This window comes from Bradyrhizobium sp. NBAIM03 (genome assembly GCF_020194055.1).
Classification (GTDB): domain Bacteria; phylum Pseudomonadota; class Alphaproteobacteria; order Rhizobiales; family Xanthobacteraceae; genus Bradyrhizobium; species Bradyrhizobium yuanmingense.
Genome location: NZ_JADYVS010000022.1, coordinates 22,981 through 45,245, shown reverse-complemented (window position 1 = coordinate 45,245; position 22,265 = coordinate 22,981). Strand labels below are relative to the sequence as shown.

20 protein-coding genes are annotated in these 22,265 nt (G+C 57.6%); 4 read left to right on the top strand and 16 right to left on the bottom strand.

Features of this window, described 5'->3' with window-relative positions; all coding sequences use genetic code 11:
• Positions 1-136: 136 nt before the first annotated feature.
• Both I6F21_RS27495 and I6F21_RS27490 read right to left on the bottom strand, forming a co-directional pair.
• The gene (locus I6F21_RS27495) at positions 137-814 is read right to left on the bottom strand and encodes a 2OG-Fe(II) oxygenase (RefSeq protein ID WP_225129664.1); all 678 of its coding nucleotides are present in this window, start codon (positions 812-814) and stop codon (positions 137-139) included.
• A gap of 6 nt (positions 815-820) precedes the next feature.
• A complete protein-coding gene (locus I6F21_RS27490) occupies positions 821-1,963 on the bottom strand; it encodes a GFA family protein (RefSeq protein WP_225183805.1) in 1,143 nt (380 codons plus the stop codon).
• 107 nt (positions 1,964-2,070) lie between these two features.
• Between I6F21_RS27490 and I6F21_RS27485 the strand changes: the two genes are divergently transcribed.
• Positions 2,071-2,385: a hypothetical protein gene (locus I6F21_RS27485; protein ID WP_225183804.1), complete on the top strand. Its 315-nt coding sequence runs from the start codon at positions 2,071-2,073 to the stop codon at positions 2,383-2,385.
• Entirely contained in the window at positions 2,382-2,612 is a 231-nt protein-coding gene (locus I6F21_RS27480; RefSeq protein ID WP_225183803.1) for a hypothetical protein, read from the top strand. The genes I6F21_RS27485 and I6F21_RS27480 overlap by 4 nt, the downstream gene beginning before the upstream one ends.
• A gap of 530 nt (positions 2,613-3,142) precedes the next feature.
• Here I6F21_RS27480 and I6F21_RS27475 read toward each other — a convergent pair.
• From I6F21_RS27475 to I6F21_RS27410, 14 genes are all read right to left on the bottom strand, one after another.
• Positions 3,143-3,985: an electron transfer flavoprotein subunit beta/FixA family protein gene (locus I6F21_RS27475; RefSeq protein WP_225183802.1), complete on the bottom strand. Its 843-nt coding sequence runs from the start codon at positions 3,983-3,985 to the stop codon at positions 3,143-3,145.
• A 655-nt stretch (positions 3,986-4,640) separates the two neighbouring features.
• Positions 4,641-6,464 carry a nif-specific transcriptional activator NifA gene (nifA, locus tag I6F21_RS27470; RefSeq protein WP_225145084.1) on the bottom strand — a complete coding sequence of 608 codons (1,824 nt, stop codon included), beginning with the start codon at positions 6,462-6,464 and terminating at the stop codon, positions 4,641-4,643.
• Between the two features lie 184 nt (positions 6,465-6,648).
• Positions 6,649-7,485: an SDR family oxidoreductase gene (locus I6F21_RS27465; RefSeq protein ID WP_225129673.1), complete on the bottom strand. Its 837-nt coding sequence runs from the start codon at positions 7,483-7,485 to the stop codon at positions 6,649-6,651.
• 611 nt (positions 7,486-8,096) lie between these two features.
• Complete coding sequence (locus tag I6F21_RS27460; RefSeq protein WP_225129675.1) at positions 8,097-8,285, bottom strand: hypothetical protein; 189 nt, start codon at positions 8,283-8,285, stop codon at positions 8,097-8,099.
• 14 nt (positions 8,286-8,299) lie between these two features.
• Positions 8,300-9,412, bottom strand: a complete 1,113-nt coding sequence (locus I6F21_RS27455) for a nodulation protein NodZ (RefSeq protein ID WP_276573624.1) — start codon at positions 9,410-9,412, stop codon at positions 8,300-8,302.
• Positions 9,413-9,583: 171 nt separating this feature from the next.
• Complete coding sequence (locus tag I6F21_RS27450) at positions 9,584-11,608, bottom strand: carbamoyltransferase (RefSeq protein WP_225183801.1); 2,025 nt, start codon at positions 11,606-11,608, stop codon at positions 9,584-9,586.
• Between the two features lie 324 nt (positions 11,609-11,932).
• Complete coding sequence (locus tag I6F21_RS27445) at positions 11,933-12,721, bottom strand: ABC transporter permease (RefSeq protein WP_225142032.1); 789 nt, start codon at positions 12,719-12,721, stop codon at positions 11,933-11,935.
• Between the two features lie 3 nt (positions 12,722-12,724).
• Positions 12,725-13,639, bottom strand: coding sequence for a nodulation factor ABC transporter ATP-binding protein NodI (gene nodI / locus I6F21_RS27440; RefSeq protein WP_225183800.1), 915 nt, complete (start codon positions 13,637-13,639; stop codon positions 12,725-12,727).
• 8 nt (positions 13,640-13,647) lie between these two features.
• Positions 13,648-15,357 (bottom strand): nodulation protein NodU, encoded by a 1,710-nt coding sequence (nodU, locus tag I6F21_RS27435; RefSeq protein ID WP_225183799.1) that lies wholly within the window; start codon positions 15,355-15,357, stop codon positions 13,648-13,650.
• A 13-nt stretch (positions 15,358-15,370) separates the two neighbouring features.
• Positions 15,371-16,000, bottom strand: a complete 630-nt coding sequence (nodS, locus tag I6F21_RS27430) for a nodulation methyltransferase NodS (RefSeq protein ID WP_225183798.1) — start codon at positions 15,998-16,000, stop codon at positions 15,371-15,373.
• An 11-nt stretch (positions 16,001-16,011) separates the two neighbouring features.
• A complete protein-coding gene (nodC, locus tag I6F21_RS27425; RefSeq protein WP_225183797.1) occupies positions 16,012-17,388 on the bottom strand; it encodes a chitooligosaccharide synthase NodC in 1,377 nt (458 codons plus the stop codon).
• A 17-nt stretch (positions 17,389-17,405) separates the two neighbouring features.
• Positions 17,406-18,017 carry a chitooligosaccharide deacetylase NodB gene (gene nodB / locus I6F21_RS27420; protein ID WP_225145114.1) on the bottom strand — a complete coding sequence of 204 codons (612 nt, stop codon included), beginning with the start codon at positions 18,015-18,017 and terminating at the stop codon, positions 17,406-17,408.
• Positions 18,018-18,061: 44 nt separating this feature from the next.
• Positions 18,062-18,694 (bottom strand): NodA family N-acyltransferase, encoded by a 633-nt coding sequence (locus tag I6F21_RS27415; protein ID WP_225183796.1) that lies wholly within the window; start codon positions 18,692-18,694, stop codon positions 18,062-18,064.
• 56 nt (positions 18,695-18,750) lie between these two features.
• A complete protein-coding gene (locus I6F21_RS27410) occupies positions 18,751-19,080 on the bottom strand; it encodes a hypothetical protein (RefSeq protein ID WP_225183795.1) in 330 nt (109 codons plus the stop codon).
• A gap of 452 nt (positions 19,081-19,532) precedes the next feature.
• Here I6F21_RS27410 and nodD1 point away from each other — a divergent pair, with 452 nt between their 5' ends.
• Together nodD1 and I6F21_RS27400 are read left to right on the top strand one after the other, a co-directional pair.
• Positions 19,533-20,477 carry a transcriptional regulator NodD1 gene (nodD1, locus tag I6F21_RS27405; RefSeq protein WP_225183794.1) on the top strand — a complete coding sequence of 315 codons (945 nt, stop codon included), beginning with the start codon at positions 19,533-19,535 and terminating at the stop codon, positions 20,475-20,477.
• Between the two features lie 635 nt (positions 20,478-21,112).
• Positions 21,113-22,105, top strand: coding sequence for a LysR family transcriptional regulator (locus I6F21_RS27400; RefSeq protein WP_225183793.1), 993 nt, complete (start codon positions 21,113-21,115; stop codon positions 22,103-22,105).
• Positions 22,106-22,265: the final 160 nt, after the last annotated feature.

Genomic DNA, 22,265 nt, shown 5'->3' with positions numbered 1-22,265 from the left:
AGCTAGCTGTGGCTTCTGACCTGCATTGTGGCAGCCTTTGCGAGCGACAGTCTGACCACAAGATGGCCAAGCTACCAATCTCTCCTGAGAGCTCACCCGTTACCCAACTCATTCGAAGCCATTTCAGCCACCTCATTCAAGGGCCCTTGGTAGAGCTTTCGATGATCCGGCGGTTCGCGCCGCTGCGCTTTGAACAGAAGTAGACCAGCGATCGGCGCTCGCCGGTCAGCACAGGCATCACCTCATGCCGGAGCTTACATGTGGTGACAAGTACCGTACCAAATGGCGGTTGGAACACCTGCTGTTCGTACCCGCTTGGATATACCACGAACTCACCCCCCTCAAAGTCTCTCGCCAGCTGCACAATCACCGAGTACTCGAAATCCGGGTCGCTCGCAGCATCCAGATGAATGCCAACAAAGGAGCCAGGGGGCATCCGATGCATTTGGCATCGGCGAATCACGTAATCTGACGTGGCTCCCAAAATCTTTCTTAGCGCGAAGGTGCGGTCTTTCCTTTCAAGTAGTTCCATGATCTCCCTTGGAGCTGCACCACTCGCGTCGCTAGGAGCGCGGCCGGGCGGGTCTATCCTCACGCGTTTGACGAAAACATTGTGCGAGTCGCCGGCATCTCCCTCCCTCACTTCTTCTTCGGGAATCTCAGCCTGCAGCTGATCGATCTTGGCCAAGTCATCTTGGGTGAACAATACCTGGGGGCCAATCACGACCGTACCCTTCACCAACAGCTCTATGCGGTATTTTGTCAAAGCCTCTTCTGAAAGCAGACGGGATTTATGATTCATTGCGCGCGCCATTCGAGTTCACTCCAGGGTTTTATCTTCGACGCAGGGCTCCAGGTCCTGGTGCATCGAGCGGAATGCTTGGTCCCAATGCTCGCCATCGAAGTCGCTTATTGTTATGCGTTCGATGGTCCTGTTATCCAGACATCGAATATTTACGCTGAATCCGGACGGGTTCGACCGCGGCCTATAGAATGGCTTTACGCCACAAACCCGGCAAAACGTGTGCCGAGCGATGTTCTTGTTGAACTGGTACGCCGTGAGGAATTCTTCGCCGCACTCAATGCCAAGCTTTTTGCCAGGTACGAGCAAGTGCAGAAATCCAGACATTTGACAGATTGAGCAATTGCATCGAACTGCAGAGAGCTCTCGCGGCGCTTGGACGTAGAACTTGACAGAACCACAATGACAACGGCCATGGTGTTCGATCTCCGACCGATCATCATGAAGTGAGACAATTCGGAGCAGATCGCGGCACCACTGTAAGCTGAGCCGATAGGCTCGATCGAATTCATCCAAAAAGCGATCGTTACGGTCAGCCGGGACAAGTTCGCCAATCAGCCGGCTTGTCATTTCTCCGTGATACCTCTCCGCGGGATCTTCTCCGCCGACATGGCTGCGGAAGTACTCAAGATCGTCAGGCCGCGCCTTAAAGGTTTTGACCAGAGTGGTCCATAGCGACTGGATCATATCTGCAGCGTGTAGCTCAAAAGCGACCATGTAGGCGCAACGCACCAAAGGATCTTTGGATGACAATCCGGCATAGAGAGAATGCAGGTACCGCTTCGTCGTGGCGCTGTAGTTGGGCCGTATTGCTCTGCCGAGTAGTTGCGACGCATCCTTTCTAAACAGGTTCGAGTGGAAGTTTTCAGTCACCAGAATATCGGGTAGCGCCGCCTTTCCGCCCTGGAGAATTTGGCCATAACCACCCGTCTCATCCCAACAGATGAAATTTGCGACCACGCTGGTCAGTTCAACGTCCCTCGCAAGATCTCGATTGTGATTCATTGCATCGAATATGAGATCCTTTTGCGACCCCGCCTGCAGGTACGGGAACGCCTGTGACATCGCCAGATATTCAGGCAGCAGGCTAGTGACCTGGTCCTGGGACATCTCCGCAGCGAACGGGTGCGGGCCGAACAGGGCTCGCGCTTGCTCAGTCAAATACTCGCAGCATATCCGTGGCGGAGGCTGATCGGGTGAAAATCGAGACGCTTGAGATGTCATTTGACCCCACGCGATGAGAAGAGAAAGGTCCTTGACGGAGCAACTTGGTATCGCGGCCAACCATTGGCCATCGCGATTTCCTTGGTTTCGATGGGCTTGTGATCGCGTTTACCATCCATGCGAAATTCTCGGTGGCCACCTTCGCGGTAGCAGACATCGGCATGCTCAGTCCTGCTCACGCGCTTCGAAGGGAACGCGTTCATCAACTGAGCGGCGGGGATCGAGACGGATTCCGGTCCGCGAAAAATCCGATGCCGCGAATTCCCGGCACGGCCAGCATTCGCTTGCAGAGCCAAGATGAGATTTGCGCCGCGCAGGCCCTCTCGGTTTCTGCTCCTGCCATGGTCGAACCGCTATGATCTTCGTTCAGCATTACAAGGACTATCGCATCTACCTGGCTCTTGGGGCCTTCGGCCGCAAGCTGCGCGAATGCCGGCTGCTGGCCGGCACGAGCTTCTCAAAGAGACCGCCGCTAGGTTTCACGTTTCGCGAGCACCACCCCGCCGTTTTCTTGCGTGTTTACAGCAATCACCGTGCCAACTCGTTCACTCGCCCACAGATTCTGAATACATTGACAAAACGCTAGCGACCGATTCCTCATTACAAGTGCATTGAACCTCACAGCGCTTTGCACGGCCTTCAAAACCCAAACGGGGAAGAGCCAGCCGCCACTCACAATGGGTATAGGGCTGTTGAATCGCGGAGATTGGTCCAAAGGTGCCACATAGGTGGGCTTCGCGCCCTCAACAGCGCGACAGTGCTTTGGGCGCTCGGGCGTTAGTATGGTGATCCCGGTCGCGGACGTAATCCGTCTTTGCCCGTGACAACTACGCGCGAAATAGTCGCCTCAACGCCGTCGAACGCGACCATGCAGTGGGATCTGAACGCCTGCCTGACAATCGCGTCCAACTCCGGACATCGATCGAGCCCATAACGTGCTCTACGGAACATGCGGTCCCAGGTGATCGCGAGCAATCGAGAAAGTCATGCACCGAATGCGCTGGTCGCGGGCTGAGGTGCCTAGCTATGTCTTCCGCGCTCACTTGAGCGCGGTGCCTCTTGGCGTTGGTACATCCTTGGACCGTTTCAATCTGTCGTTTGCTAGAACTCTCCAGATCACGCGTCACGGACGAGTGCCGTAAGCTCAGCTTCGAGCTTCGGTCGACGCTTGAAAATGGCGTCTATCAGCGCTTGCGCCGGTTGCTCGGCGGCCTCAACCAGCGCCGCCTTCTCGGCCCGCGCAGAGGGAGCGAACACTCGCTTGACAACGGTCGGCGATCCCTTGAGGCCACATTTGGACACGTCTTCGATACCGGCATCGTGCGCGCTCCATTTGACGATTTGGGCCCGCGCGGCGCGCAAGGCATCCGCCATCGCGCCACGCCGAATCTGATTCGTTGCCTCCAGCATGGTGATGAGACAGGGCAGCCTCGTGTGCAGCACCTGGACACCGCCTTCGGAGCGACGTTCCGCTTCGATTGTATGGTTGGCGAGATCTAAGGATCTGACCTTCGCAACGTAAGTTAGCTGCAGTACGCCCAGCCGCCTTGCGATGCCGGGCCCAACCTGCGCCGTATCGCCGTCGATGGTCTGCTTTCCCGTGAAGATGACGTTTGTCGGGCCATATTCCTTATCAATTTTTCGGATGGCTGTTGCAAGTGCATACGTTGTTGCCAGGGTATCGGAGCCCGCAAAGCAGCGATCGGTGAGTAGGACGGCGCGATCGGCACCATAAGTCAGCGCCTTTCGCAAGGAATCTTCGGCCGATGGCGGTCCCATTGTAAGCACGGTAATTTCACCGCCGAACCGATCGCGCAGCTCCAGGGCGGCCTCGAGCGCGAAGAGGTCATACGGGTTGATGATGGTCGGCACTCCCTGACGCATGATTGTGTTGGTCACGGGATGCACGCGGATCTGCGCCGAGTCCGGAACTTGTTTGATGCAGACGACATTGTGCACGGTGTTGCTCCAACAATTGCGACAGCTGCGAAGAGCAGAGCAAGTGTTGTACCATCACCCGCCTCTTTGGCATCGGCTTGCTATCACATAGGCTTGGATCGGGTGATGCGCCCCTCTAGCTCGCTCTTCCCAACGAACAATGCCAACATAAGTCAGGGCTGCGACAGCGCTGTTCCGCACGGCGCGCCAGCTGAGTGAGGCCAGCCTTTTGACAGATTACCGTCGCTAATCACCAGCGGGCGGCGGACCGATTGACGTTTATTGAGCATTGCCGCTCACTAAAGCGCGATGAGATTAAGATGAATCGTCATCGCGCTTTAGATCTTTGTTTGAGCATGATCTTTTCGGAAAACGCTTCACACTTTTCCGGGGATCGGCGGATAGGCATCATAGCTTGTTAGAGGTGAGCAACCGACGATTCGCGATTGCATGGCCCACAGGTGACGCTCGGTATGTCATGGCGCGCGAGTCCATCTCTCACCGAACCAGGTAAACCCGCCTTTCGACAGCAGTCCCGCAAGCGGGCGGGTGGTTTCGCTCGGGGCCAAGTTGCCGCCCAGGGCGGACCATTCCGTTCAGATTGCGATGAGATTGCCTATCGGAGATCGTCCTCATATAGCTATTTGGGAGTAGCAGTTCCGGCCGATGTCGTCGTTCAGAACCGCTTTATCTCGATCCCATATTTCCTCAGCGCGTAGCCAATCTGGCGCGGCGTTAGTCCGAGCAGGCGCGCTGCTTTTGCCTGCACCCAGCCAGATTTTTCCATGGCCGCAACGACCCGTTCGCGATCGGCCATCTTCGCGCCACTAACGAGAACTGTGCCGGGAGGCCCCAGTGAGGCCAGTTCGTCGCCGACAGACTGGACCGGCTGGCTCGCTTCAGCTAGCGGAATGATGGGCTTTGCCGGCACCGCTGGCATGGGCACGGGCTGCTCTTTCCTCTCGTCCGACGTGCTTTTCCACAGCATCGCGGAAAGGCACTGGCCGTGGCAGCATGCAAAGTCACTTCTCACGATCGATGATCCGGCGCACAGCGTCGCTGTTCGCTCGATGCAGTTTTCGAGTTCGCGGACATTTCCCGGAAAGCCGCAGTTCATCAGTACATCGATCGCACTCGGCTCCAAAGTCAGAGTACGGCCATTCTCGTTATTGAAATTTCTGAGGAACTCCCTGGCAAGCGGAGGAATATCACTGCGTCTTTCGCGTAGCGGTGGCAACAGTAAGGGAACTACGCTGATGCGATAGTAAAGGTCCGCCCGGAACTCGCTCTTTGCGACAGCCTCTTCGAGGTTCTTGTTGGTCGCAGCTATCACTCGAACATCGACCTTAATAGTCTGGTTGCTCCCGACGCGCTCGAACTCCTGCTCTTGCAAAACGCGCAGCAACTTCGCCTGGAACGGAGCTGAGATCTCGCCGATCTCGTCAAGAAAAAGCGTTCCCTTGTCAGCAAGTTCGAAGCGTCCCTTGCGCGAGCTAAACGCACCGGTAAAGGCGCCTTTCTCATGACCAAATAATTCGGATTCCAGGACGGTCTCAGGAAGCGCCGCGCAATTCAGCTTAACGAACGGGCGCTTGGCGCGGGACGATGATTCGTGAATGGCCTTGGCTACGAGTTCCTTTCCGGTGCCGGATTCACCACGCAGCAGAACCGTGCTGTTCGATCTGGCTACAACGGCAATCTTCTCGAGCAGCCCGCGCAGCGCCGGACTGTCGCCAATGATCCCATGGGCGTGTAGCTTCTTGCGCTCCCGAGAGGGTTGCCTGAGCTCTAATACCTCCTTTTGTAGCCGGTCTTTCTCCGCCATCAGTCGTTCGCGATCGCAGGCGAACAAGCGGTGTAACTTCACTGTTTGACCCACCAGGTTGGCGATCATGGCGAGCAGTCGCGCATCGTACTCGAGCCGGAGACTCGACCTATCGTCCCGGATGCGGTCGACCGTCAGCGTGCCCACGACCTTACGGTCAATGCGAATGGGAACCCCGATGAACGACACTGGCATACTATCGGAGGCGCCGAGCACTTCCCGGTCGGCAGCGCTGAATACCAGCTCGGCGGCCACGTTCTCGGCGACAAGAGGCCTGTCCGTCGCGATGATCTGGTCGATTGCGTTCCGCGGCAGTCGCATCCGGTAACTTTCGTCGCTGCCTTCGTTCCAGCCGGCGCCCACCGTAATATCCGGCATGCCGTCCTCGTCGAACAGTGAGACGATGCCGTGTCGCATCTGCACAAACGATTGCAAAAGACCAACAACGTTGGCCAACGTGACTTCGAGCCGACAAGGAGCGGCAAGAATTTTCGATATTTCGAAGATGCCGGTGAGCGCGCTCTCACGCAACGGCTCCCCCGGGGGCTTACCCTCCGGCTCAGGTTGCGAGGCAGATCTTTCGTGTGAGAAAGGGATATCCAGCATGAGGCGGCCTCCGTTGTCTTGATCGTCCTCCCTGGTACCTTGTCCTGGTTGGCGAGCTTCGTTTTGCATGTCACTCTCGATCTAACGCCAAGTGTTGACGAGATGACATAGAACCGTGACACCTTTTCATGGCACGACGATAAACTTACAGTGTGCCTTCATTCATTTTTGCGGATTGCGTGCGCATCGTCAGCGGAGACCATAAGCGCCGCTGCTGCAGCTCAAGTTAGCTGTGTCGCCAAGGCCGGCCGATTCACAGATGTTGCCCACCATTGACCGGCACCTCGGCCCCCGTGACATAGCTCGCCGCATCCGAGCACAGGAAGAAGATGACCTTGGCCACTTCATCCGGGGTTCCCACTCTGCGCAGCGGGATGCTTGGCACGAGACGCGCTTCTGTGTCGGGCGATAACATGTCCGTCCTGATTTCGCCGGGCGCAATTGCATTCACACGAATGCCATGCGGCGCATAATCGTGCGCCATTTCGCGTGTGAGGCTCGCAAGCGCAGCTTTCGACGTCGCATAGGCACTGCCGGCAAACGGGTGCACCCGCGAGCCCGCGATCGAAGTCACGTTCACGATCGATCCTGACGCGGCTCTTAGCTCGTCAAACAAACCCTGCGCCAGCAGGATCGGGGCCACCAAATTGAGATGGAACACCCTCATCCAGGTCTCGGTTGACGTCGTCAACGACGTCATCCGATCGCCAGCGGGCGTTTTCGGCGAGACACCAGCATTGTTCACTAGTGCGTGCAAAGGTGCACCGGCCAAGCGCTTCTTGACCTCAGTGATCGCGCGCGGCAGCATTCGATGATTACTGAGGTCGATCTGGACATGATCCTCGTCCCCTGCGTGCCAGGGACATCGCTCGCCGTCGAACGGTTGACGCGCGCAAGAAATGATGCGCCAGCCCGCCTCCGAGAACAGCTTGGCAGTGGCATGACCAATTCCGCGCGATGCTCCGGTGAGCAGCATCGCCTTCTGTTCTCCGCCATGAACGCGGGCTTTATCGGCGTGAAAGGGGCAACCCAAATGTGTTTCGGGCAGCGAGCCTGTGATCAGATCGTCATTTGGCAGATCGAGATCCACGCCCGCCTCCCCTCCTGTTGCGCGCCGCACGCGTAGCAGGATTTGGGCCACCGCGATGCAGGTAAATCCGCTTCCGTTTTGCGTCCTAATGTCGCGCACGCGGAATGCTTGGCGTATTCAAGACACGGTGCGTTTGCTTTGTGACAGCGATGGTGCATCGGCTACGTAACGTCACGAGCACACTCGCCTGCGCCAAGACCCGGCGGCAAGACGCACGTTATCTCCTGACTGCACAGGAGGAAGAGCCAGCGGAGGCCAGTGCTCTCGTCGAAGCAACGATCGATCAGGATCGCGGCCACGGCCAGTAGCCGCGTCAACTCGAAAACTGACGTCACCAGCTTCGTACGTTAGATTCTGTGGCAGCTGATGCTGACTTCATCGCGCCCTTGTTCTGCTGTGTCCAGCACCGGCACATCGCCGGGCGGATTGATTCCAGACCACGACCTGGCGTGATTGTTTCGCCAAAATAGTGGATCTCGAGAGCGCCCGACCGCCACGACGGAACTCGCCGGCTGAACGGCGAACCTTTCGATATGTTCATCCGCGATCGACCGCCGATCAGCTTCGACTTGCGGGTCCGCCCGAGGAAGACGAAGACGTGTTCCACTTGTTTAACGCGGCTGCAGCGCATTGCCGCCATTGTTGTCGACGTCGAGCTTCTGCGGAAGGCATTCGCCCGCCGCATCGTTCTGTTCTCCGCTGGAAGTTCGCGGCAGCGCATCCCTTTGGACAGACAATTGCCGCCCCGAAAAGAACTGCCAGTACTGCTGGATGCAAAGAGCGGCTATCAGATCGATCAATCGAGCTACGACTTTCATGAAGCTACGAGATCTTTCGATTCTTCTTCAATCAAGATCAATCGGCTCGGATCATTCAAATCGAATTCTATAACGCGTGGGGCAAAGAGACGCGCATAGCGCGTGAAGGCGCTCGTCGGGGGAAAACGGATCACGGTGTCGCAGCACGCAAGGAGATACATTTCGATGAGAGCGGAAAAGCCGCCCTCGGCTCCGAGCGCCGAGTTGTGCAATGGGCCAGCCTGAGGCGCCTGGAATCGTTTTGGGATCGTGAAAACATCAGGGAATATAGTCGAAACCTTCTCAAGGACGAGCGCGCTGTCCGTGCACAGGAAAGCCCTCACGGGTTTTGCGTGGGGTAACCCCATGGCCTTATCAATGGCGTTACAGACCTGTCGCAAGGCGCGCTCCGGGTCAGCCCAGTAGGGAGCATGCCCCATGATATCCTCGCCGTTGCCATGCCGGACATGGATGCCGATTACGCTGTACGATTCAAAGTTCTCGCGGTAGATAGCATCAATCCGAGCCTGAATTTCAGGTCGTGGCTTGATGCTTCGAAAGATTTCTCGTTCGGCCTCCTGATCACAGCGCCACATCAGGCAGGCGTCACACACAACCGTGTTAGCCTCACTATCTTTCTGACTTTGGAACAGTTGATCGAGTTCGTCGCGTTCCCGGAAAATCTGCTCGTCCGGGCGATAGACGCAATCGATGGATGGCTTGTTCCACCATGCCGGGAAGAATGGTCCCGGAAATGAACACTGGTTAATCTCGTCACCGCAAATCACCCGCACGCCAGCAATGTCTTGAACCGGTTCGAAGAAGACTGGAAAGGCATTGGTGAATGGCTCATCGAGATAACAAGACCCCCGCCAATCAATGGCTAGCGTCCGTCCCGTCTTCTTTGCAAAGCGCCAGGCTGCCGCCAGTGACCACAAGCAATCGCCGAACCCCGTACGTCGCCGGGAAACTACGAACCGGTCATTCCTCGAACCGCTAAGCATCTGCATTTCCTCTTCCCGGGCTCCTGGTTGGACAATAGACGTCATCGCAGACATCTCACGTATCATCTCGTCCGAGGCCATGGCCTGATTTCGCGGTGCCGGCGAGCTGCGTCGGTAGAACTTCATAGCAGCGCTATCCCTGGTGAGCCGCGTTCTTTCAACAGTTTGCGTATTTTCTTCAGCGGTGTTGCGTCGACGTACCCGATTTCAGGCGGATGCCCGATGCCACCCTCTGCGCTGGATAGCCTTGCCCCCTCACATGCAGGTATAGCCATGGCCATTGCTCATGAGTTCGGGCTATGTTTCGTTTTGCACTTTATTGTGCCCTCGAGCGCGCGGAGGATGCAGGCGAACGCCCCGCACCTCCCACACGAGCCGCAATTCCTTCACGAGATCTTCACGCTTGGCCTGGTCCAGCATGGTTGCGTCGAAAAGACAGCTGAGCGACGCCTCGCCCTCGATCCGCATCAAGATCTCGAAAAGCTCATGTGAGATACGCATACTATGGTGGGCGGAATGTCCCGTGCGGATCTCGCACACCGTTTCCTGGCGATCTGGCGCTGTGTAGGATCGAACACGATGAAGGGATGCATACGGCGGCAATGACACGCCCAGTGCACACCAATCCTGCAGTGAAGCTGGCCGCTTCCTGACGAGGAAAGGGCCAACAACAAGTCCGTCCAGGTCAGTCGTCAAGAATGTGGTGATCGCATCTGACACGGACTGCACGATCGGCTCGGCATTGTTGTTAAACGAGGTATTTAGAAGTATCGGAATGCCCGTTCGCTTCTTGAACGCACTAATTACATCCCAATAGATGGGGTTTGTCCTTCGCGATACTGTCTGCAGCCGAGCGGTCCCATCAACGTGGGTAACCGCACCGAGCACGTTACGCTTGGCTTCACGCACACGAACCACGAAATTCATGAAGGGGAGCTGCCGCGTGCCGTCCGGCAGCTCAAAGAACTCGCTCGCATCCTCTTCCAGTACAGATGGCGCAAAGGGGCGATAGCCCTCGCGCTTCTTGACCATCGCGTTGATGCGGTCCTTGTTTTCCGCAGGCCTCGGATCCGCAAGAATGCTGCGGTTACCAAGCGCACGTGGGCCGAACTCAGAGCGGCCCTGCACCCAGCCGATTACAGCACCATTTGCCATCCAGTCTGCCGCACTGGATGCTATGTCATCACTTCGTTGAATGTCGAGGTGGCCTGACCATGCGTTGAGCTCATGCTCTACGGCTTGCTCGCTCCCGAGATCAGGCCCCCAATAAACGTCCGGCAGTCGCTCGCGCGGCGCTGGCCTCCCCAGTTCGTTTGAGACCATCAATGCAGCGCCGAGCGCGCAACCGGCGTCGTGCGCCGCGGGTTGAACAAAGATGTCATCAAATAGCCCGGAATAAAGCAGCTTACCGTTCAGCGTGCAATTATGGGCTACCCCGCCAGCCAGGCACAAGCGTCTCATGCCCGTCGCTTCACGATGGTGCCGCAGGATGTGAAACACGATCCGCTCAAGCGCTTCCTGCAGCGAAGCGCTGACATCTCGATGCTGTTGGGTGAATGGCATTCCTTTTCGCCGAACATCGATGTTGCGGACCAGGGCCGGACCGATTCGATCCAGGTGAACGCGATAGCCACCGTTGTCCAACAATTCGTAGAACTGCGCGAAGAGTTCGCGATAGGGAGTGGGATCACCGTATGGGGCAAGTCCCATCACTTTGTACTCATCGAACAACCCGTAGCCGAGATATCGAATCGTCTCGAGATAGAACAGTCCCAGGGAGTTATGTTCCGGGAAGCTTGCAAGTTGCGCAATTTCAGTGCCAGACCCTGCCGCCAATAAGCCCGAGAGAAAATCGCCACCGCCGTCGATCGTAAAAACGAGACTTTGCTCGAACCCGGACATGGAAAACGCGCTCACGGCATGTGCCTCGTGGTGATTCACGAAGGAAAGCCGAGACGGATCGATCTCGGCGCCGAACTCCCGTGCCAGCAGCTGCCGCAGCAACAGTTTGGGGTCCAAGGGAACGGGCTGAGAAACAGAAAGACGCTCGAGCATGGTTTTGCAGTAGGCTTCAGTCGCGTAGAACGCGATACGGTCGATCTCGCCGAGCGAGACTCCTGCGGTAGAAAGGCAGTATCGGATCGAATTGCTCGGGAACTTGTTGGAGTGCTTGACGCGGTTGAGGCGCTCCTCTTCGACAGCAGCAATTACGCGGCCATCCTGCACAAGAACCGCAGCGCCATCGTGAAGAAATGTAGTCGGCAGCTCCGGAGAGCTCTCATAGACTTTATCAAGGCCGCCACTCACTCCCAGGCACAACATCCCGTTCTCCATTTGAACATGACAGGAAGGCTAACTGCCGCCCCACCGATCTAATCTGTACAGTCGCGCCCCGCCGGGCGCGCGTGCCAGACAGCACAACACAACTTTGCTAGGTCCATCTCGGCGCCTAGCGACAGGCGCTCAGAAGCAAGGCTGCTAGCCCCCGACACCGATCGACCGAACAGGCGGCCGTAGAACCGGCTCGATTGCGGCCTCTTAAGGCCATTGCAGAAGCTGCTCTAATAGACGAGGTCACCCCCGAGCTACCGCAGAAGCATCGTGACACTGCATCGATTTGACTTTGTCCGTTTCGCTCAACTCACGTCAACGCAGCAGGCGGCGCCGAAATAGTGCTGTCGACGCGAAAAAGGGCAAAACCGCGTAAACGCAGAGCGCACCTACGTGCAGGGCAGCACTGTCGGCACCGCGCTCAAGCATCGCTGGGCGAATAAGGTCGACCGAATGTGCGAGAGGCAATAAGCCGACGAAGTGCCGAAATGAGTCGGGCAGTTGGCTTGACGGAAAGACCACGCCGCACAGAAACACCATAGGAGTGAGGACAAGTGTCTGGTAAAACACGAAGTAATCGTAACTTGGCGCAAGGGATATGACGACCATCGCCAAGCTGGCGAAGACAAGGCCAGTAAGGGCGATTGTTGGCATCGCATAGAGAATGGATAGCCATGATGCGTAACCGAGAGCGGCGGCGACGATCGCGATCGCTGTTCCGGCCAGAACGGACTTACTGGCCGCCCACACCAGTTCACCTAGGACGATATCGCCAAGCGTTAGCTGAGTAGAGAGAATTGCTTCCCAGGTGCGCTTGGCGTCCATGCGTGCAAAGGCTGCATACATGGTTTCAAAGGTCGCCGACGTCATGGCGCTGGTCGCGACCATGCCTGCCGCCAGGAACGCGATGTACGAAGTCCCCTCAACGCGCCCCAGGATCAGTCCAAGGCCAAAGCCGAGGCCAAACAGATTGGTTAGAGGATCTGCGAGGTTGCCGAGAATCGATGCAAGTGCGACTTTCTTCCATGCGAGGAAGTTCCGACGCCATACCGCGATCCAGTTGTACGCGTTAGCGGGCATCACCGCCGCATAACTTTCACCCATCGCTCACTTCTCCATCTCGCGCCCGGTCAGCCGCAAAAACACGTCTTCGAGATTCGGGGGGCGCTGCAGAATACGAAGGCTCGCATGCCCACGCAGTTGCTCGCGCACCTGCTCCGGATATGGCGCATAACAAAAGAGCGTTTCTCCACTCACTTCGACGCGCCGCGCATACGGCCTGATCAGCTCGCGGAGGTGATGTGGATCACTCCCATAAATTTCGATCACATTGCAGCCAATATGCTCATCGATCAGGTCGTCTGGCTTGCCTTCGGCGATCTTGCGTCCACCCTCGAGGACACACAGCCGATCGCACAAGCGTTCGGCCTCTTCCATGAAGTGAGTGGTCAAGAGAATCGTCTTGCCCCGCGCAAGTAGAACTCGCAGACGTTCCCAAATCAGGTGGCGGGCGTGCGGATCCAAACCAGTCGTCGGCTCATCCATCACGAGCAAATGCGGGTCATTGATTAGCGCACGCGCCAGCGTCAGCCGCCGTTTCATGCCACCGGACAGCTGGGCAACGCGCGTGTCCGCTTTGCTCTCGAGGCGTGCGAACTCGAGCAGCGAGGGGACGACCGCCTCGATCTTGCAAGCGCTCATGCCGAAGTAGCGGCCAAACACCAGCAAATTCTCTCGTACGGTGAACTCGAGTTCAAGATTATCGAATTGCGGCACCACGCCGATACGCACACGTGCGACACGAGCGCGTGCAGGCACAGGCTCATTGAGCACCGTAATCTTTCCTCCGTCCGGCGAGATCATGCCAAGCAGCATGCGCGCGATCGTGCTCTTGCCGGCTCCATTCGGCCCGAGAAGGCCAAAGCACTCTCCGCGCGCGACCGAGAACGACAGCTCATTGACGATGACCTTGTCGCCAAATGATTTTCTCACGCCGGCAAGGTCGATTGCTATGGTGGACATGATCACTCTTAGGCTGAGAGAAGTCGTTCGTCCGACAATGGCTTCCCTACCACCGTTTTGGTCCAGAGCAGGCCGTCGCACCACACATGCTCAACGCGTCCCCAGTGGCAGGCCGCGGCAGCATCCGGGAAGAATCCACGCCCGTGGAGGTTAGCACTGGTATTGCAGAGCAGCGGAATGCCGGTAAGCTTCTCAAATTCGACGAGAAGCTCGGCGATTTTGTGCGGAGAGTTGCGGGAGATTGTCTGCAGCCGCGCCGAACCGTCGAGATGGACGACAGCGGGGACCTTGTCGCGCCATTCCGCGCGGGTCTGGTGATCGAACAGCATGTAGGAATCTGGCGTACCTGGGCTGAAAATCTCCGGCGCCCGATCCTCCAGACAGATCGGTGCCACCGGTCGGAAGTGCTCGCGACGCTTGATGTCGTTGAGATGATCCTTCATTGCCGGGGAGGTCGGGGCTGCAAGAATGCTTCTGCCGCCCAACGCCCGCGGGCCAAGTTCGGCGCGCCCGGAAAGGAAGATGACCGGCTTGTCGTCCGCGAGAATCGCCGCAAGTTCACGCAGACTGCACGGCGCCGCCTCCCAATCCCGCGGAAGCTCGCTGTCGCGCAGGGCCGGACCACTGTAGACTGACCATTCCAATGGCCCGAAGCCATTTTGCGCCGCCATCGCGCCGCAAGCAGCGCCGATCGCCGAGCCGCTGTCATTCGGAAACGGCGGCACCCAAACATCATCGAACAATCCAGTCGCACGAAGCGCGCTGTTCCACTTGATATTGAGACCGCAGCCGCCGGCGATACATAGATTTCGCGCTCCCGGAAGCGACGAGTGTTGCAGCAGAACCATCGCCATTTCCTTGACAAGAAGACGTTCCACGAACACATGAAACGACGCAAGGACGTCCTCCGCTCGCTTGGCCGTCAGGCGCAAAGCGCTTGCCTCGAAGAAGTCGTGCAGAGCTGCAAGAGACGCTTCCGGATTGTTGATCTCAGCGCGGTACCGACGTGCCTGCTCCGTGTCAGCGGCGAAGCGCTTTTCATAGAGCTCCTGAAACACTGCGACGATGCTTTCATCGACAGAGCCAAGCGCGATGTAAGCCATCAGCTTGCCGGCGATGCCCAAATCCCAACTGGAGCGGTTCGGCTGCCTGTATGGGCCGAAGTGAAGGCCCGCGGCAGCATAGGCATGTCCGATCATCGGAAACAGGCATGCAATGAGCCGTGCCCCCCGAGGTTCCACATAGTAAAGACGTGGAAAGATGCAGCCGTCCCATACCAGACAGAACGCGGGTTTTCCCGCACCTGCAAAGGGACTGGTGCTATATGCTGACGCGACGTGGCCTGTGACGTGCGGGTAGCTCTTATATGGAAACACCTTGTCTCCGAGGATCAGGCCAAAGCCGTCGACGGAATCAAGAAGGCCCTCAGCATGGCGCTCGACATATGGCGCCCCCTTCAGCGCGATCGGCACAGCTCCACTTAGGACCTGGAACTGCGACTCAATCTCCCCATCCCAGCCGTCGATGACGAACTGATCGATATCCCGCGGATCCAGGCCATGCTCCGCCAAGGCAAGCACGACTGCATCGAGATTCTCAACGGATTGGTAGCGTGGACCGTTGCCGCACTTCTCTTGCTCGGTGCAAAAGACAAGCCGCCCGTCCTCGATGACAGCAATTGCCCCGTCATGGGTTAACTTGATGCCGCAGATGCGCATACGATCCCCTGGTCTAGTGGCCGACGTTTGATTGTTCTGACGAGTGACCCGGCTTCCGGAACCGGACTATCAAGGAGTCTTCGTTGATTGACTCGGTGTGGCAGTGCAGACGTTCGACCTCCGATAGGCTCTCGTTGAAGACGGCGATCGCCGTTTCGGCACCAGCAGCAAGCCCCCACCGTTGACATGTGGCATCACGTGCGGACCCGAATATCAGAGCCCCATTTGGTGCTAGGATCCTCACCAGGTTGCGGATAGCCGCTTGCATCTCGACAATGTCCTTGAGGTAGTAAAGAACCTCGGCCACGACGATCAAATCGAACTGTTCAGTGGTCGAGAACCGCTGAATGTCGCAGGTCACCCACGTGATATGTGACCACTTCCTGGTCCGTAGTCGCGCTCGCTCGATCGCCTGCGGCATGACATCGACCACGGTGAGTCGTTCGCATAGCGGAGCCAGCATGTCCGTGAATGCACCGGCTGCACATCCTACTTCGAGGCCACACGAAACATCTCCGTTGCAACCCGACATCCGGAGCATTTGAGCGTATCGCTCCTGCTCGAAGGCACTACTGTCGAGACGCCATGGATCGTCGGCAGCCAGCTCTCGCTCTAATTGCTGATGGTTTGCGTCCAGGGTCATGAGCCAATTACCTACTTGCAGGCAGTCGAACGATCGCTACCGCAAACACTCTTTGTTGCCGTCAGGCTCGATGGGCTCTGGGAAACCCTCGCCTTACGACTTATACTAGACATTCCCCATTTACTTGCAGCACTTCGTCCAGCGTTCGGGTGCAGAGTGACAGATTGCTTTTCCCCGTCGGCCGGCACGTTGGCGACCTTGCGCGAGAGCCAATCGCTGTTGCTCAATGTACAAAGCGCATAAGCCTTCAAAGGAAGTAAGAGAAAGATATTGATCGGTGTGTGGAGCGAGAAGCCGAGAAACCGCAGTTCGCGAGCACGAATGGCTGCCACACTGCACCGGACCATTGTCATTGCTGCAATCGTCAATACCGTCCACCAGGGTACAGAGCCTGCCATTAGGAGCTGCGCGAGCGCAGCGAGTGATGAAAGGGCGAGAAGCAACGGGCCGAGATTTTGCCCGATAACGTCTAGCGTCAGATAGCCATCGAGCTCTGGCAGCAGGCGCAATGCGAGGAACGTGTCCCGGAAGGTACTGCGGGCCCAGCGGAGTTGCTGAAGTAGATATGGCCCAAGGCGGTCCGGGACGACTGTTGCTGCGATCGCGTCCGAGACGTATTCGGTTCGAAAGCCCGCCTTGAGCATGAGGATCGTTAGATGGCGATCCTCGCCGAAATCGCTCGGCTTCCCTCGAAAGAATTGCGCTTCATATTGATCAAGAAGCAAGGCGAGCGCGGAGCGACGATACATGGCACATGGGCCGCAGCAGCACATGACGGCACCGAAACGCGCCTGCGCCGCGCGCTCTTCGTTGCATGCCAACCAGTATTCCATATCGATCAGCCTGGTCAGCCAGGTTTGGCTGCGATTGCTCGCTATCAACTGACCCATGGCCGCACCGATTTGCGGGTCATGCATCTTCAATACCAGCTTCGTGACAACGTCAGCGGCAAGTATCGTATCCGAGTCGACGTTGAGGACCAGGTCACCGGATGAGCTGCGTATCGCAGCGATCTGCGCCTTGCGTTTTCCAACGTTGTTTGCCAGCAAGATGATGCTGAACCTCGGATCGTTCGCATAGATTTTGTGCACAGGCGCGACAAGGTCGCGATTTGCAGATCCGTCGTCGACCACATAGACCTGTAGCTTTCCGGTGTAGTCTTGACTCGCAAGCGACTCCAGACATTCGGCGAGCGTGATTGGATCCTCGTTGAAGCACGGCACGATGACGTCTACACTGGGAAGGACCACCTCCGATCGTCCCAGGTTGTCCTGCAGCGATGAGTTAATCGCCGGTTGAGCATAAAGCGCTTGCGCGCTCTTGTAGATCGTCGAGAGCAGCGCATAAGACGAAACAGCGACAGCACTGGTTGTAGCGAGCAGGTCCATAGGGTGTCAGTTTTTGCTCAGTGAAGTTGAGGGAGTGGATGGATTACAAACCCGCGCCGTTGTAGTGCCGGGATCAGATGTGACAGGGCCATCGTGGTCTGATCGCGCAGCGTGGCATCAGTGCACGGTCGCTCCTCATCAGGAGGATATCCGTCGTGCAGGAGCACAATTGCACCCGGGCGAACGCTCGCGAGTACTGAATTCACAATTCTATCGACCCCGGGGCGGGACCAATCTCTCGGATCGACCGACCAGTGCACAGCTGTGAGACCGGCGCTCGCTGACACAGCGAGCACCTCTTGCGTCCACATGCCGTAAGGTGCTCGCATGTGCCTAGGTGAGGCCTGCGGGCACGCCGAACGGATCGCCTCGCTCGCCGTGAGAACTTCATCGCGTACCTCCGCTGGTCCGCATCTGGAAAGATCCGGATGGGTCATCGTGTGGTTCGCAACCTCGTGCCCTTCCGCGATCATTCGTCGAATGAGTTCAGGTTGTTCGGCCGCGTACGTGCCGATCACAAAGAACGTCGCCGGAATCCCATGTTGCGCCAGCACATCGAGCACCTCTGGCGTGCAAAATGGATTTGGCCCGTCATCGAACGTCAAATAGACGGGGCGACTTCCGGCCACGTCAGCATAGTCGCAACGGACAGCAGATAGGGGGAGATGCTCTTTCACAACTCAGGCCCATTCCGATCGATGATCGTCCCGGCCGGCCACTCGCCTATCGAGCGTCCAACCGGGAAAACCACCACGATCACGTCTTCGATGCGGGTCGGCGACAAATTGGGATAGACATCCGGATGCGTGGAGCGGACGCGAATGCCGGACATGAGGGTGGCGAGCCCCTGCCTTCCGACCAGTCGGGTCATGTGTTTCTCAAGCGCAGGCCGAACCGTGCCAAAGCCGAATGGAATCCCGAGCTCCTGCAGTGTGGGATACATCACGCGCATTGCGTGGCTGATTCCCAGCCCTTCGAGATCCGGACGCACCGCATACAACCCCAGTTCGGCCACGAGGAGATCGACCCCACCAATCTTGATGAAGCGGCGTAGTAGCCCGAGGTGAGCAGCTATCCCGCGCGCGTCGTAACCAATTACGCGGAGCTCAGGTCTTGCCCCGGCCCAACTTCGGTTGCCCTCAAATGGCTGCGCATTGAACGCACCGGTCGGCCCGTAGCTCTTGCGGAAGAACTCGGCGAGTTCGGCATGATCGGTGAGCCGCAGTTCGTTTTCCCAGCGACGGCTCCACTGCACTTGAGTGCGTGTAGAAGGAGCTTCCGCAGTCCGGGATACGGCAATGTTCATGGCGAGCTTCCTTGTGCCCCAGTGGAATGAAGAGCGGAGATGGTCACTTGAACTCGCTAGTCGCCGAAGCGCTGGTCAACAGTGAAATGCGCTGCTATGACCCGCCGGAGCGCGGCACTCCTCGCCTGCACCGCGCCGTGCGCCTTCGCTCGCGATGAAGATATCGCATGGTTCGCGCTCGTGATCCGGCCAAAGCCCTGCGCGAGATATGCCGAAAGATGCCGACGAGGCGATTGGACTGGCGAGAGCCTGTCTGCACCACGAAGCTTTGCCGCCTCGTCTAGCATCGCTGTCGACGCTTTGACGTCTGAGGGCAGGTCTTCGATGCGCGGGGCCTCATCGATGGCGCATCGAAACGCCATCAAATCACACTGGTTCTTATCCATCTTCGACACGCCCTGAATGCGGTGGATAGGCGAGCCATTTGCAGAGTCGCCTGAATTACTTGGCATCCGCAATCTGCGCCTGCCGTTATGTCGCGACACTAGAATGCGGCTGAACGCGCTCTCAAGTGTACGCGGGTAAACCTGCAATATGGAAAGGGATGGAACACGCATACCAAGGTTTATCGAGGTCCGCCTGACGTCTCGATCGAGCGAGCTTCGCACAGAGAAGAAGCGACGCGGCTCGCGCGGCGCGCCCATAGCCGCTCTCGAAACACATGCGGCGCCAGCTCGCACGTCCAGGAGTTGTTCTCTGAGTCCGCGTGAACGAGCAGCAGCCATGGTGATATACTCGATTATTTTTTCCAAACTGATGTTTGCTATCCAACATCCCGCTATTTGGTAAAATCGATAGTTCCGATGGAACACATCCACACGATGGATAGACTTACAAGATGCGGTTCAAGGGACTTGATCTAAACCTTCTCGTTGCGCTCGATGCTCTGATGACGGAGCGCAACCTCACAGCGGCGGCGCGCAAAATTAACCTGAGCCAGCCCGCTATGAGCGCTGCCATCGCTCGGCTGCGTACCTATTTCCGCGATGAACTATTTACCATGAGAGGTCGAGAGCTCGTCCCGACACCTGGCGCGGAGGCGCTTGCAGGCCCGGTTCGCGAGGCGCTGCTGCACATCCAACTCTCGATCATATCACGGGACGCGTTCGACCCGACTCAGTCGAGCCGATGCTTCAGGATCATTCTCTCCGATTTCATGACGATCGTCTTTTTGCGCAAGATTGTGGACCGTCTTGCACAGGAAGCTCCCGCGGTGCGCTTCGAATTGCTGCCATTTTCCGATGAACCCGATGAGCTGCTCCGCCGGGGCGAGGTCGACTTTCTCATTCTGCCGGAACTGTTCATGTCGAGCGCGCATCCTAAGGCGACGCTGTTCGACGAGACCCTCGTATGCGTGGGATGCCGCACGAACAAGCAGCTATCGCGGCAACTTACATTCGAGAAATACATTTCGATGGGCCACGTTACGGCGAAATTCGGACGGGCGCTCAGACCAAACCTCGAAGAATGGTTCTTGCTCGAGCACGGCGTCAAGAGACGCATTGAGATCGTTGTGCAGGGCTTTAGCCTGATTCCGCCCATATTGTTAGATACGCGCCGTATCGGCACAATGCCCTTACGACTCGCCAAACACTTCGAACAGCGGATGCCAGTGCGGATCGTCGAACCACCGCTCCCTCTGCCCACATTCACCGAGGCTGTGCAGTGGCCTGCGTTCCACAATACCGACCCGGCAAGCATTTGGATGCGGCGGATATTGCTGGAGGAAGCATCCAACATGGCATCTGGGCCTCAGGAGCCTCCAACTCGCAGGCGCTGCTAGAATCATAAGCCGCTCTCGGCAAGTTCCAAATACGCTCCGAACCCTTGGACATGCTCGGCCGCTTTCGTCACTCCAACGTTTCTGGCGCGAAGCGGCCAGAGATGGCGATCGGTTGCGAAGAATTGCCGAGTGGCGAGCGGTGATCTCGCTGGTGAGGTTTGGTGCGCTTGCACCTCAAACGGGCGAAGCCCGGCACTATCGCGTCAGAACTCGCCTCCACCGGTGCGACAATGTTTGGCTTGCCCGATAAAATCGCTTGAATCGCACCTCGCGTCAGGTTGTAGGTTGGCCGCCGTGCTAACGCTGCGCTACGCGACCGTCGACTGGGCGGTTTGGTGAACTGACGGCGCTGGCCGGACACTGGGTTGAACTGCCATTAACCAACTGACCGGGTCCTGTTGCGTGGCTCGCTGGAAACGGCGAGACCGATCAGCTTCGGGACTCCTGACGGTTTCTGGCCGCCGCTGGGTGGCCTGCCGCCTTGCTCTCCATTGTTGCGGTCATTTTACGAGCGTCTTCTCGCGATCGCAGGATGGAAACGATGTCCATTCGGGCGAGCCAATAGGACCTCTCCAGACGCAGCCGTCACCGCTCGTTGTATGCGCCGCAGTTACGTTCCTGCCGGATAAGAAGACATGCGTTTCAAAGGTCTAGATCTAAATCTTCTCGTCGCGCTGGATGCTCTCATGACTGAGCGCAACCTCAGCGCGGCGGCACGCAAGATTAACCTTAGTCAGCCGGCCATGAGCGCAGCCGTTGCCCGCCTGCGCTCCTATTTCGATGACGAGCTGTTTGGGATGAGGGGGCGGGAACTTGTCCCCACCTCACGCGCGGAAGGACTCGCAGCTCCTGTGCGCGAAGCTCTAACGCGCATTGAGCTCTCAATAATCGCGCGGGACGCGTTCGACCCAGCTCGATCGAACCGGCGATTCAGGATCGGCTTTTCTGATTTTATAACAGTCGTATTCTTTCGAAATATCGTGGAGCGCGTCGCGCGAGAAGCGCCTGCCGTCAGCTTCGAACTCGTGACGCTCACCGATGAGCACGATGAGCTTCTCCGCCGCGGCGAAGTCGATTTTGTTATCTTGCCGGAATTATTCATGTCCAGCGTGCACCCCAGGGCGGCCCTATTCGAGGAGAGACTCGTTTGTGTAGGTTGCTGCACGAACAGCCAACTACTACGGCGGCTTACATTTGATCGGTATATGTCGATGGGCCATGTTGCGGTTAAGCTCGGAGGTGCGCGCAAGACGCTGGTCGAGGAATCCTTTCTACTCGATCTCTGTCTCAATCGGCGGATCGACATTCTCGTGCAGAGCTTCAGCATGATCCCGCCCCTGCTGGTAGGCACGAACCGCATAGGGACGATGCCATTAGGGATTGTAAAGCATTTCCAAAGAACGATCCCCCTTCGGATTGCCGAGCTTCCGCAGCCATTCCCCGCCTTCACTGAGGCGGTCCAATGGCCCGTGCTTCACAATAGCGATCCGGAAAGCCAGTGGATGCGAGAGATATTGTTGCAGGAGGCTACCCACATGGCAACTGGACAAGAGCCCTCCATCATCTGCACTTCGGAACGACCGGATACTGCCGGAGATTTCGCACGACCCGTCTCGCCGTTGTCGTAAGGACGATCTCAAGATCGTGCGAACCTCACATCCCAACGAATGTCTCAACGCACAATTTAGGCTCGCCTCTCTCGAATTCGTGGTCGCTCTATAAAGATCGTCGCAGGGGACGGCTATGATGACGACGTTGTGTAGGTCTTTCGCACGTTGGCATTAGGCT